Origin of the sequence: Acinetobacter gandensis (assembly GCF_001678755.1) — a bacterium.
In the GTDB taxonomy this organism is placed as follows: Bacteria; Pseudomonadota; Gammaproteobacteria; order Pseudomonadales; family Moraxellaceae; genus Acinetobacter; species Acinetobacter gandensis.
Genome location: NZ_LZDS01000012.1, coordinates 233,210 through 246,874 on the forward strand (window position 1 = coordinate 233,210; position 13,665 = coordinate 246,874).

Annotated in this window: 12 protein-coding genes; 7 read left to right on the forward strand and 5 right to left on the reverse strand. The window is 41.6% G+C overall.

Translation table 11 applies throughout. The annotated features are described in order from the left end of the window. Window positions 1-11 precede the first annotated feature (11 nt). The 4 genes from murD to A9J31_RS06200 all read right to left on the reverse strand — a co-directional run bounded on the left by murD (window position 12) and on the right by A9J31_RS06200 (window position 3,948). Complete coding sequence (gene murD, locus A9J31_RS06185; RefSeq protein ID WP_067763124.1) at window positions 12-1,358, reverse strand: UDP-N-acetylmuramoyl-L-alanine--D-glutamate ligase; 1,347 nt, start codon at window positions 1,356-1,358, stop codon at window positions 12-14. Window positions 1,359-1,531: 173 nt separating this feature from the next. Next, the gene (locus tag A9J31_RS06190) at window positions 1,532-1,783 is read right to left on the reverse strand and encodes a DUF6587 family protein (RefSeq protein WP_067763265.1); all 252 of its coding nucleotides are present in this window, start codon (window positions 1,781-1,783) and stop codon (window positions 1,532-1,534) included. Between the two features lie 42 nt (window positions 1,784-1,825). After that, window positions 1,826-3,688 (reverse strand): ferrous iron transporter B, encoded by a 1,863-nt coding sequence (feoB, locus tag A9J31_RS06195; RefSeq protein WP_067763126.1) that lies wholly within the window; start codon window positions 3,686-3,688, stop codon window positions 1,826-1,828. Then, window positions 3,685-3,948, reverse strand: a complete 264-nt coding sequence (locus A9J31_RS06200) for a FeoA family protein (protein ID WP_067763128.1) — start codon at window positions 3,946-3,948, stop codon at window positions 3,685-3,687. The genes feoB and A9J31_RS06200 overlap by 4 nt, the downstream gene beginning before the upstream one ends. 173 nt (window positions 3,949-4,121) lie before the next feature. On the opposite strand from A9J31_RS06200, the gene xerD reads away from it, so the two are divergent. The 4 genes from xerD to thrC all read left to right on the forward strand — a co-directional run bounded on the left by xerD (window position 4,122) and on the right by thrC (window position 8,580). Then, entirely contained in the window at window positions 4,122-5,039 is a 918-nt protein-coding gene (gene xerD / locus A9J31_RS06205) for a site-specific tyrosine recombinase XerD (RefSeq protein WP_067763130.1), read from the forward strand. 96 nt (window positions 5,040-5,135) lie between these two features. Further along, entirely contained in the window at window positions 5,136-5,948 is an 813-nt protein-coding gene (locus tag A9J31_RS06210; RefSeq protein ID WP_067763132.1) for a DsbC family protein, read from the forward strand. A gap of 130 nt (window positions 5,949-6,078) precedes the next feature. Continuing rightward, window positions 6,079-7,383, forward strand: coding sequence for a homoserine dehydrogenase (locus A9J31_RS06215; RefSeq protein ID WP_067763268.1), 1,305 nt, complete (start codon window positions 6,079-6,081; stop codon window positions 7,381-7,383). A 57-nt stretch (window positions 7,384-7,440) separates the two neighbouring features. Further along, on the forward strand, window positions 7,441-8,580 hold the full coding sequence (gene thrC, locus A9J31_RS06220) for a threonine synthase (RefSeq protein WP_067763135.1): 1,140 nt from the start codon (window positions 7,441-7,443) through the stop codon (window positions 8,578-8,580). A gap of 112 nt (window positions 8,581-8,692) precedes the next feature. On the opposite strand, the gene A9J31_RS06225 is transcribed toward thrC, so the two are convergent. Continuing rightward, window positions 8,693-9,745, reverse strand: coding sequence for a serine hydrolase (locus A9J31_RS06225; protein WP_167348720.1), 1,053 nt, complete (start codon window positions 9,743-9,745; stop codon window positions 8,693-8,695). Window positions 9,746-9,956: 211 nt separating this feature from the next. On the opposite strand from A9J31_RS06225, the gene gacA reads away from it, so the two are divergent. From gacA to A9J31_RS06240, 3 genes are read left to right on the forward strand one after another with little or no spacing between them, the layout of a single operon-like run. Further along, on the forward strand, window positions 9,957-10,592 hold the full coding sequence (gene gacA / locus A9J31_RS06230; RefSeq protein WP_067763139.1) for a response regulator transcription factor GacA: 636 nt from the start codon (window positions 9,957-9,959) through the stop codon (window positions 10,590-10,592). Window positions 10,593-10,634: 42 nt separating this feature from the next. Then, entirely contained in the window at window positions 10,635-12,200 is a 1,566-nt protein-coding gene (locus tag A9J31_RS06235) for a sensor histidine kinase (RefSeq protein ID WP_067763141.1), read from the forward strand. Window positions 12,201-12,217: 17 nt separating this feature from the next. Next, complete coding sequence (locus A9J31_RS06240; protein ID WP_067763143.1) at window positions 12,218-13,648, forward strand: sigma-54-dependent transcriptional regulator; 1,431 nt, start codon at window positions 12,218-12,220, stop codon at window positions 13,646-13,648. Window positions 13,649-13,665 lie beyond the last annotated feature (17 nt).

Sequence of the window (13,665 nt, forward strand, 5' to 3'; positions counted from 1 at the left end):
CTTATCGTTTTTTAAACGAGTGCATTCACACAATCAACAAATTGGTGTCCACGCTCACTATAACCTTTAAACATATCAAAACTTGCACATGCAGGTGAAAGTAACACCACGTCATTTTCAATAGAATTTTGCTGACATAGCTCAACCGCTTGCTGCAAACTTTCAGCGTGAATTAAAGTCGTTGTGCCCGCAATCGCATTTTCAATAATAGGACGATCTTCACCAATCAAAACAGCAACTTTGGCATATTTTGAAAGCGCATCACGCAGTGCTGTAAAGTCCTGCCCTTTGCCTTGACCACCTAAAATAATCGCCACTTTACCGCCTTTGGCTTCGATTGCAGCACCGAGACCATCAATAGCGGCAAGTGTTGCGCCAATATTTGTCCCTTTAGAGTCGTTATAATAACGAACACCATGTATTTCTTTGACGAATTCACAGCGGTGCTCTAAACCTTTAAAGGTTTTTAAGGTGTCTAACATGCTTTCAAGCGGTAAACCTATCGCCTCACCTAAAGCAAGACATGCTAAGGCATTCGCCACATTATGCGTACCTTGAATGTACATATCTGCACTTTTTAGTAAACGCTCACGTCCACGTGCCAACCAAATCGTACCGTCTTGATCTTTTAAAATACCAAACTGATTCATATCAGGTGCATTTAAACCAAAACTTTGCATTGGGGTTGCATCTGGAACCAAGGGACGAGTTAAAGAGTCATCACGGTTATACACCACTTTTTTCACGGCTTGGAAAATACGATGTTTCGCTGTGTGGTAACCCATCATATCGCCGTGGCGATCAAGATGATCTTCACTCATATTCAATACAACAGCAACTTCAGCCGCTAAATTTGAAGTGGTTTCTAATTGAAAACTCGATAATTCAAGCACATAAAGTTCAGGATCGTCTTTGGTTAAGTCCAGTGCAGGACGACCTAAGTTGCCACCGACCGCTACTTTTTTACCAGCATCTGCAGCCATAAGACCAAATAAAGTGGTTACGGTACTTTTGGCATTTGAACCTGTAATGGCCACAATGGGCTTGTCTGTAGCGCGACGTAAAATTTGAATTTCTGAAACAACAGGAATATTCGCTGCTACAGCTGCTTGAATTTCTGGCAGTTTAGGATCAAGTCCGGGGCTAATAATAATTTCTTCTGCTTGGAGCAATAATTCTTGGTCAAGCTGACCAAAACTCGTTTGTACATCGCTTGGAATCTGATCATGACCCGGCGGATTTGCTCGTGAATCGGTGACTGCAACGCGGTAGCCATGGCTATGTAAAAAATTAACTGCGGCAACACCAGAGATACCCAATCCGGCAACAACCTTCAATCCACCACGCTGTATTAACATTTCTGCCCCATTATTTTGGTCGGTTTTTAAAACTGACAAAATGTTAGCACTTTGCTGTTTTGAATGCTTTTTATGTTTTCACTTTCTCACATTTTTTTTGTGTCCGCTCGTAAAAAAACCGCCATTAAAATGACGGTTTTTAAATAATCTAGTACGAGCAGTTCAACGCAGGATTATTTCCACTTCACTGCTTGTACTTCAACCTTTTTAGCTACCGGTTCCTCAGACTCAGAGCAACCACATCCACCGGCGCAACCGATCGCCATTTTAGGCTTCAAACGTTTTGCCAGTGTATGCCAACCTTGGCGTTCACACCATAAGGACAAGGAGTTGAAAACTGAGTTCGATGTTTTAGGAAATACTTTCTTAAACACCACGACAGCACTCCAAATCACGAGAGCAGCGACTATTAGAATTTCAATCATTTCAATCTCCTCTGACAATTTAGGCCACATGCCCAAATTGAATTATCCAAAGTAATGTGAAGCAATTTGATACGTCAGGAATGACATCAGATAAGCTAGACCAAATAAATAGATGGTCATGAACCCAACTGTTTTCATTGAACCCGTTTCACGTTTTACTGTTGCGAGCGTTGCCAAACAATGCGGTGCATAAATAAACCACACTAACAATGACAAGCCCGTTGCCAATGACCAACCTAACGAACCATCACTACTGATTAAGCTTGCTAAGCCTTGCGACATTGCATCTTCATCTGTTGCAGACAAGGCATATACCGTTCCTAGTGCAGCAACCACAACTTCACGTGCAGCCATTGCAGGAATCAATGCAATACAAATCTGCCAGTTAAAGCCTAATGGTGCAAAGATTGGTTGCATTAAATGACCCAACATCCCCGCCAATGAATAATCAATGTCAGGTAAGGTCGCACCTTCTGGTGGTTGTGGGAAAGTACATAAGAACCAAAGCAAAATAGACAACGCGAAGATGATGCCACCCACACGTTTTAAGAAGATTTTGGCACGGTCTAATAAACCAATCCAAACACTCTTCAAGTCAGGGAAACGGTAACTTGGTAATTCCATCAATAAAGCATGTTGCGATTTATCTTTTTGGAAGATTTTAATTACAGTAGCAACTGCCAATGCGCTCACAATACCAGCCATATACAGGCCAAACAGCACAAGCCCTTGTAGATTCAAGACACCCCAAACTGTTTGTTCTGGAATGAATGCTGAAATTAATAACGCATACACGGGTAAACGTGCTGAACACGTCATTAATGGTGCAACCAAAATTGTGGTTAAACGATCGCGTGGATCACTAATACTACGCGTTGCCATAATGCCCGGAATGGCACAGGCAAAACTTGAAAGTAATGGAATGAAAGCACGGCCACTTAAACCTGCTTTAAACATCAACTTATCAAGCAAGAATGCCGCACGTGGTAAATAGCCTGATTCTTCAAGCACTAAAATGAAGAAGAATAGGATAATAATTTGCGGCAAGAACACCACAACACCACCCGCACCAGCAATAATCCCGTCTACCACCAAACTATTCAGCAATGGATGGGCAATATGCTCACCCACCACTTCGCCTAGCCAGCCAAAGAAGGTTTCAATTCCATCCATGAATGGCGCAGCCCAAGCAAATACCGCTTGGAAAATAATAAACATCATCACGGCAAGGCTGATTAGACCCAACACAGGATGTAAGAAAATTTTATCGAGGAAGTCAGAACGTTTGTCTTCGTGTTCAACAAACACGACGACATCTTTTAAAATTTGTTCGATTTTTTCATGGTTGCTGCCTGACAGATTAATGTCACTCAGTTCAACATTAGGTGTTCGGTAGGTTTGTGCGTCTAAAGCGCCCATCAGGTTTTCGATGCCTGCATTACGTACAGCAACCGTTTCTACAACAGGAATACCCAAACGTTGTGATAGTTTTTGTGTATTAATTTGCATGCCACGACGACGCGCTTCATCCATCATGTTCAGCACAAGTAAAACTGGACGACCAAGCTCAATCATTTCCATGACCAAACCGAGGTGCAATTTTAAGTTGGTCGCATCCACTACACATAAAAATGCGTCTTGATGGCCTTCTTCTGCAATTTTACCTTGCACCACATCACGGGTAATTTCTTCATCCGGACTGGTGGCATCTAAACTATATGTACCTGGCAAGTCCAAAACACGGACAGCTTTGCCCGAAGGTAAAGTGAATTGCCCCACTTTACGTTCAACCGTTACCCCTGCATAGTTGGCAACTTTTTGACGTGTACCAGTTAAATGGTTAAATAATGAGGTTTTACCACAGTTTGGATTACCAACAAGGGCAATACGTAAAGCATCACTCATACCGATGCCCCTTCCATTGCTATTTCCACTTTTTCAGCTTCTATCTTACGGAGTGCGAAACGGGTAAACCCGACCTGAATTAAAATAGGATCACCACCAAAAATACCTTTGGTAATCACCTGTACCTTGGTTCCGGGAACAAAACCTAATGTTTCCAAACGGCTCGCCACCATATCAGTCTGAGATCCGTCGCCATTCTGGTTACGATGTACCTTATGAATGACCGCGTTTTGTTTCACTTTCAAATCAGATAATCGCACGCAACTAACCCTAAAAATTTTTGAACATTATACAAACAAATGAGAATAATTAACAAATCGGATTCGATTTCAATTCGCATTTCGCTTTCAAAGATCGACAGTATAGAAAATTTAAATTACATTGCATTAAACCCTTGTGATTTATTGGTTTAATTCACCCAAATGAGCTTTACATGTTAAATAAAAAACCACGTATCCCTGCCCCTGTAACCATTCCAGAAAATTTAAGTTTCTTGCAAGGATATCGTGATTATTTGGTGGCTCAGACGGTCAGTCCACACACTAGAAATGCCTATTTATCTGATTTAATTCAATGCAGTGAGTGTCATCGCCACAGCATGACAGACTGGAGCAGTGATGATGTAGCCGATGTGCTGTTGAACCTCACCAAACAGGGAAAAAGTCCAAGATCTATCGCTCGTTCACTTTCTGCACTACGTTCATTCTTTAAATTTCTACGTGAACAAAAATTGCGCAGCGACAATCCAGTTGCAACACATAAAACACCTAAACTGGGTCGTGCCCTACCCAAAGATTTATCTGAAGCTGATGTTGAAGCATTAATTAATGCACCCGATATCAACAGCGCACTTGGCTTACGTGATCGCGCGATGCTTGAAGTCTTATACGCATGCGGATTACGTGTCAGTGAGCTACTCAATTTACGTTTGGAATTGATTAATCTAAAACAAGGCTATTTACGTATAACTGGTAAAGGAAATAAAGAACGTCTCGTCCCTTTAGGTCAAGTCGCTTGTGACTGGGTGGAAAAATATTTGGCCCAAGCGCGACCACAGCTATATAAAAGTTCAACCGATGCCTTATTCCTCACCCAACATGGCGGTATGATGAGCCGACAAAATTTTTGGTACGCTATCAAACGCTATGCCTTACAAGCCGGTGTACAAACTGAACTCTCACCACATACCTTACGTCATGCTTTTGCTACACATCTGCTGAATCATGGCGCTGATCTGCGTGTAGTACAAATGCTGCTGGGCCATAGCGATTTATCGACCACGCAAATTTATACCCATGTAGCACAAGTTCGCATGCAACAACTTCACGCAAGTTTCCATCCAAGAGCTTAACGGCTGTAAATATCAGACCAAGAAGTTCTATCGCGCCCTTTATTTTTTGCTATGCTTACTCACCTGTTTGATATAGCTAAAAGAAAAGGGTTGTTTATGTTATTTACCCGTTCAAAATTTTTTCTCGCATCTACACTTGCTGCAAGTATGGCACTTATGGCTTGCTCCAACTCAAATAACGACGAAAAGAAAGACTCAACATTAACGGCGAGCACACCAGCGACTGGTGAAGCATCAACCTTGTCTGAACGTAATGCTCAACAACGTCTCATCGACACATTGCAGTCAAATATTCAAAAAGCCAATATCAATGCCAAAGTGATTGGCGTGAAAGCCACTGAAGTTCCTAATATTTTTTGGGTGAGCTTCGAAGGTATGCCTTCTGTATATGCCACTGCCGATGGCAAATACATCTTCCAAGGTGACTTGGTTCGTTTAGGTGATAAAAAACTTTTTAATGTCGGTGACAACTTACAAGCTGAAACCAATAAAAAATTATTCGACAACTTAAAATCTGAAGATTTACTGGTTTATAAAGCCAAGGGTAAAACTAAACATGTGGTTTATGTATTCACCGATGTGAGCTGTCCGTATTGCCACAAATTGCATGAGCAAATGGATGATATCAATGCCCGTGGTATTGAAGTACGTTACATCGCTTGGCCTCGTGGCGAACAACACATGCCAATGATGGAAGCAATTTGGTGTAGCAAAGACCGCCATGCTGCATTTGATCAAGCGATTGCTGGTCAACAAATTGCACCTGCTTCATGCAAAAACCCTGTGCGTAGCATGTATGAAATGGGGCTAAATATTGGGGTAAATGGCACACCAGCAATCTACAATGCTGAAGGTGTTCATATCGGTGCTTACATGTCTGCAGCGGAACTTGAAAGCGCACTTAAATAACTAATTTTTATAGGCTAAATGAATGTTTTTTATGGGTGGGAATAAAGTGATTTCTACCCTAGAGTCCAAGCGTTTTTTTAGCTATGATCTAAACTCACTTAAGAAATTGATGAATTAAATGGAGTGTGACGTGAAACCAGTTCGTCTGGCAATCCTCGGTCTTGGTACTGTGGGTGGTGGTGCCCTTAAACTACTAAAAGAAAATGCTGCTGAGATTAAACGTCGCACCGGTCGTGAAATTGAAATTACCCATGTGGGCACGCGTCGCCCTCGTCCTGATTTAGATCTTCCTGCTTCTGTAAAACAAAGTGCTGATTTATTAGATATTGTTCGTCAACCTGACGTTGATGTTGTGGTTGAAGTCATGGGTGGCATCCACCCTGCCTATGAAGTGATTCGCGAAGCGATTATTCATGGCAAACAAGTGGTGACTGCCAACAAAGCACTTTTAGCTGAACACGGTAATGAATTGTTCAAATTGGCTGATGATCATCACGTACAAATTGCCTATGAAGCAGCTGTTGCTGGTGGTATTCCAATTATTAAAGTCATGCGTGAAGGTTTGGCTGCAAACAAAATTGATTGGCTAGCTGGCATCATCAACGGCACAGGCAACTTCATTTTGACTGAAATGCGTGAAAAAGGTCGTGCCTTTGCCGATGTGCTGAAAGAAGCACAGGAACTCGGTTATGCCGAAGCTGACCCGACTTTTGATGTTGAAGGCATCGACGCAGCTCACAAACTTACATTGCTGGCTTCGATTGCATTTGGTATTCCATTGCAGTTTGACAAGGTGTTCACTGAAGGCATCAGCAAAGTCACAGCACAAGATGTAAAATATGCAGAAGACCTTGGCTTCCGTATTAAGCATCTAGGTATTGCTCGTCGTGCCGCAACAGGAATTGAGCTTCGTGTTCACCCAACATTGATTCCAGAAGAACAACTGATTGCTAATGTTAATGGTGTGAAAAATGCCGTACTAGTACAGGCCAATGCAGTTGGTCCAACACTGTATTACGGTGCTGGTGCTGGTGCTGGACCAACAGCATCTGCTGTCGTTGCTGACGTTGTTGATATTGTTCGTGACATTTCTTATACCGAAGATGGTTCAGGTACAATTCCGCAATTAGCTTTTGAAAGCTTAAGTGATTTGACCATTCTTCCACGTGAAGAAATGACCACTGGATACTACATCCGCATTAATGCTGAAGATCAAACAGGCGTTCTTGCTGATGTGACGACTATTTTAAGCCGTGCGGGAATCAGTATTGATGCCATCATGCAACAGCCACGCTTAAAAGACCTTATTCCTATCGTGATTCTGACTGATCCAGTTAAAGAATCAAAAATGGATGAAGCCCTTCAACAAATTCAAGCATTGCCCGTCATTCATGGCGAAATTGTACGAATTCGTTTAGAATCGCTTGATAATTAATCGGGTCAAGGGGACACTCTCCCCTTGCCAAGCTCTACACACAATTGGAACATCATCATGTCGAATGCCAATCGTTATACTGGTTTAGTTGACCGCTATCGCGACCGTTTACCAGTGTCTGCCACCACTAAAGCAATCTCTTTAGGCGAAGGTAATACCCCACTGATTAAGCTTGCGAATATTCCGCGCATTATTGGCAAAAATGTTGAAATTTATGTGAAGTACGAGGGCTTAAACCCGACTGGTTCATTTAAAGACCGTGGTATGACCATGGCAGTAACAAAAGCTGCTGAAGAAGGCTCTAAAGCCATTATCTGTGCATCTACTGGTAACACTTCAGCTGCTGCAGCAGCTTATGCTGCACGTGCAGGTATGAAAGCGTTCGTTTTAATCCCTGAAGGCAAAATTGCAATGGGTAAAATGGCGCAAGCGATGATGTATGGTGCGATCACGATGCAAATTCGCGGTAACTTTGACGATGGTATGCGCCTCGTGAAAGAAATTGCAGATAAAGCACCGGTAACGATTGTAAACTCAATTAACCCGTACCGTTTGCAAGGTCAGAAAACCATTGCTTACGAAATCGTGGATGAATTGGGCCGTGCACCAGACTACCACTGCTTACCAGTAGGTAACGCAGGTAACATCACTGCTCACTGGATGGGGTATACTGAAGCAGTTGCGAACCAATCAAAAGAAGAATTTGAGCAAGTGGTTTATGCCCCTGCAACTGATGCCTTCACTGGTCCAAAACCTGCTGGCTTGCCGATCATGGCGGGTTACCAAGCTTCTGGTGCTGCACCGTTCTTACGTGGCGCACCGGTTGAAAATCCTGAGACTGTAGCAACTGCAATCCGTATTGGTAATCCACAAAGCTGGAACCACGCAAAAGCTGTTGTACGTGATTCAAAAGGTTGGTTCGATGAACTGACTGATGCTGAAATCTTAGAAGCACAACGTCTACTTTCGATGTACGAAGGTGTATTTGTTGAGCCTGCTTCTGCAGCATCTGTTGGTGGTGCAATCCGTGATATCAAAGCAGGTAAAATTGCTGAAGGTTCTGTGATTGTATGTACTGTGACAGGTAATGGTTTGAAAGACCCTGATACTGCAATCAAACAATGTTCTGATGCAGTAATGCTATCAATTGATGCAACATTGGATCAAGTTCGTGATTCTATTCTTTCAAATATGTAATATTTGATTGGAATAAAAAGCCCTGCATTTGCAGGGCTTTTTATTTGCTTTGTTTCACTACAAGATTTAGACGTTGAGTAAATCCAAATCCTGCTATGAAACTTAAGTCATGTTAGATACGTTTTGGTAGCTGGCTTGCCCAATTCATTAAACGTGTTGCATCGCTAGTACGTGCAGCAGAAGAATCTGCTCCCAATAGCACCACAACTGCTGGGCGGTTATTTAAAGTGGTATGCATCACCACACAGCGCCCAGCTTCATTAATAAATCCAGTTTTAGAAATATTGATATTCCAACCACCATTACGCACTAAAGCATTGGTATTATTAGATTTTAATACACGATAACCCAAATTAAAGTCATAACTTGGTGTTGTTGAGAACTGACGAATCAAGCCATATTGAGATGCAGTATTCACTAAAATACCTAAATCACGTGCTGAAGCGACATTGCCAGGATGCAAACCAGTTGATTCCATATAATGTGTCGAGTTCATCCCCAATGACCGTGCTTTCGCATTCATTGCAGAAATAAAGGCAGAACGGCCACCTGGGAAGGTTCTTGCTAATGCAGATGCAGCTGGATTTTCAGACTTCATTAAAGCAAATAACAGTGCTTCTGCACGATTCATGCTGTCGCCAGCACGTAAAGTTGAACTCGAACTTTTACAACCAGAGCAAGAAAAATCCGCTTGTTGTAGTGTAATTTTCTCAGACATGTTCAAGCGTGCGTCAGAAATGACAACAGCCGTCATTAATTTGGTAATTGACGCAATTGGAAGTGCCGTATTGCTATTTTTACTGTAAAGCACTTCACCTGTTTGACCATCCATGACCAATGCAGCACGCGCATTAACTGATGGCTGACCAGCATATTGATTAGTATCAACAATACGCACCGTTTTTGAAGGCGCAGATTGTGCTACCACACCGTTACTACTACGCACAGATGTCGTAACTTTTGTTGATCCCTGAGGAGATGGCTCATCAATACTCGAAGACACATCACCATTTAAAAGTTGCTCGGCATCTTCCGAAGACCAACTCAGGCTAGACTGCTGACTTGCAGCATTATTCATGACAATTTCAGCAGAGCTGATGCTGCTCATACCCAATACAATTGACATGCCTAACATGTGCATTAGGAACTTATTTGTTTTCTTCACCATTACTCACTCAACTCAAGATGCTAAACATTTGCGTATTACCCACAATATGCCGTACATTTACCACAATCAAGAACATATTTTGCTCACATATTGTGGATGAAGTTTTTCATTACATATAAGAATAGCATTGCTAATTTTGTCGTTTCATTGCAAGCTTATTTTGCTTTATGTAACAAAAAAACAGTTTTATATTGAAGGGAGAGTATAGGTGATCACAGTTTTAGTGGTGGATGACCACGAATTGGTACGTACCGGTATTTGCCGTATGCTCGAAGACCACACTGAAGTACAAGTCATTGGACAAGCTGAATCTGGTGAAGATGCCATCACTTTGGTGCGTCAACATCATCCGAATGTTGTTCTGTTAGATGTCAACATGCCTGGCATTGGCGGTGTAGAAACCACGCGTCGTTTATTACAAACAGCACCTGAAACCAAAGTCGTTGCGGTGAGCGGCTTAGCGGAAGAACCCTACCCTTCATTATTATTAAAAGCGGGTGCAAAAGGCTATATCACCAAAGGTGCTCCAGTTACTGAGATGGTTCGTGCCATAAATAAAGTAATGCAAGGTGGGAAATACTTTAGTGCCGATATTGCAGAGCAATTGGCTAGTTCATATTTATCCGATACCCAGCAATCCCCTTTTGATGCTTTGTCGGAACGTGAAATGCAAGTGGCGATGATGGTGGTCAACTGTATCAGTGCACAGGAAATTTCAGACAAACTTTTTGTCAGTGTAAAAACCGTCAATACATACCGTTATCGTATTTTTGAAAAACTGAATATTGATAGTGATGTCAAACTCACTCACTTGGCTATCCGCTACGGTTTAATCAAACCTTAATTGCTACTCACACGTACATTCTAATAACACGTAGTTAATTTCATGACAGAGCGTTCAATTCATACTGAATTGAACCAGTATCATTTGGGGCTTTGGTACAGCGCATATCGCTTTATCATCAGTGCTTGTTTGCTGCTGGTTTTTTTACTGACTTACCCTCAGCTCAATGCCGAATATGCCTATCCACGGCTTTATCTTTATGTCTTAACTGCATACTTAGTACTTACTAGTATTCAGTTTATGTCGCTCAAGACCTTAAAAGTCTACATTGCCAATCAACTGCTTATGTTGTTTGTGGTCGATGTCATTTCCTTAAGTCTTTTGACCTTAGCAACAGATGGGCCCAACCTGCACCTTAGCTTGCTCTTTGTGATCACCATTTTTGCTGCCTCTTTACTACTAGATGCTAAAAAAGCCCTGATTGTGACCTTAGTTGCCGTGATCTGTGTGGTCTATCAGCTATTTTTAGGTTCAATCCTTGAATTTACTTCACTTAAAAATTTGACCAATAGCGCCATATTGGCCTTTTTATTTTGTGTAGTGTACGGCAGTGCACAAGTCGCTGTTCGCCGCTTCCAGTTAATGGAAAATTTAAATTTTTCACAATCTCTCGAATTACATCGCCTGCAAAATATTAACCGCTATATCTTGGAGCAGATTGATACAGGCTATTTAGTCCTCGATGAAAATTGCCATGTGGTATTGAGTAACCCTGCTGCCTGTTACCTACTTGGGATGCCAAACTCATACCACAGCGATAAATATCCGCTTTACACCACACAACCTGACTTATTTGAATTACTTAAATTCGAAGAATTAAAAAGTGGTGAAAAATTTCAATTCCAATCCCAACAAAGCCGTTATCACATTCAAGTCGTGGTACAAAAATTAATTGCACCACATCAAGTTCTAACCTTATTGGTTCTAGAAGATGCACAGAAACTTAACCAACAGGTTCAACAATTAAAACTGGCTGCACTCGGGCAACTTTCTGCCAGTATTGCCCATGAAATCCGCAACCCTTTAGCCGCAATTGTACATGCGAATGATTTATTACCCGGCAGTGATACTGAACAACAAAAAATGCTCAGCGGCATGATTTCACGTCAAACCGTACGAATTGATCGTATTATTCAAGATACGCTAAACATGGTGCGTAACAAAGAAACACATCCAGCAGTACTGAAATTAGAACAATTTATTCCATTATTTATTCAAGAAGATCTATCTGATATTCAAAATCAAATTCGTTTGAATATCCAGCCTCAACTCAGTATTCGATTTGATGAAGCTCAGCTTCGCCAAATCTTAATTAATTTAGTGCGTAATGCCATTCGGCATAATGATCCAACACACCCTTATATTGAAATCAATGTACGTTCCGAACTCAAAAAAGTACAAATTGATGTCCGTGATTTTGGTCAAGGCGTGGCAACACAAGACCAAGCACAACTGTTTCAACCATTTTTTAGTACCGAAATTACTGGAACTGGTTTAGGATTATATTTGGCACATAGCTTCTGTGAAGCGAACCAAGCGCAGCTTTCCTATGTAGAACAAAAACAGGGAGCGTGTTTTAGGATTGTCAGTCAACAAGCTGTTCTTTAATTTTTTTGGGGTGAAATGTGGATTCTCAACCACTGGTATTATTAGTCGATGATGAGGAAGATTTATGCACCCTCATGCAAATGTCATTGTCACGGATGGGAGTCAATACACATATTGCTCATCGCATTGAAGATGCAAAAAAAGCACTATCTAACCATGTGTATGATGCCTGTTTAACTGACCTTAACCTTCCCGATGGCAATGGGCTGCAACTTTTGGATTGGATCAATGAACACTGTCCAAACCTGCCCGTTGCAGTACTGACTGCCTATGGCAACATGGAAATTGCCATTGCAGCGTTAAAGGCAGGCGCATTTGACTTTGTCAGTAAACCAGTCAATACCAAACATTTAGAACAATTGTTGCAAAAAGCACTCAATAAACCGGTTAATTCTAATCAACCGCAACAAGACAGTCTTGAACATAAAATGTTGATTGGGCAGTCTTTACCCATTCAACAACTACGTACCACGCTTAAAAAATTAGCTCGTTCACAAGCACCAGTATTTATTACCGGTGAATCAGGTACAGGCAAAGAAGTTGTAGCGAATCTAGTACATCGTCTCAGTAATCGTAATGAAGGACCATTTATTGCCATTAACTGTGGCGCAATTCCATCTGAATTAATGGAAAGTGAACTTTTTGGACATAAAAAAGGCAGCTTTAGTGGTGCGATCCAAGACAAACAAGGTCTGATCCAATCTGCTCATGGCGGTAGCTTATTTTTAGATGAAATTGCCGAATTGCCTTTGTCCATGCAGGTCAAATTATTGCGTGCTGTACAAGAAAAGCGGATTCGCCCTGTAGGTTCAGACTGTGAAATCGATGTGGATTTCCGTGTGATCAGTGCCAGTCATCAAGACCTAGATGCTTTAGTGCAACAAGGCCGCTTCCGTCAGGATCTATATTTCCGCATTCATGTCATGGATTTAGCCCTACCCGCACTTAGAGAACGTGGTGATGACATTTTATTATTGGCAAAATATTTTATTCAAAAAATTAGCAATGAATGGGAAATTGCAGCAAAAGCCTTAACCCCTCGCGCTCAGCATTTTTTATTGAGTCAATATTATCCAGGTAATGTTCGTGAACTGCGCAATATTATTGAACGCGCCATGACTTTATGTGATGACGAGCAGATTGATTTACAACATTTGCAGAGTGCACCATTACGCCATCCTAACAGTGCCTTAAATACCTCGGCCCTAAATAACCCTGAGTCCAATGTATCATCACAAGGTTCAGCGGATATCACAGCCTTGCCTAAAAAATTACCAGAAGAAGGCTTAGAGCTTTATTTGGAAAATATTGAGAAAGACATATTACTCAATGCGCTGAATTTAACCCATTGGAATCGTACTTTGGCAGCAAAAAAACTGGGAATGTCATTTCGCTCTTTACGTTACCGCTTGAAAAAATTTGGTTTGGATACCGAAGATGAAGAATAAGCCTCGGCTTATTCTTT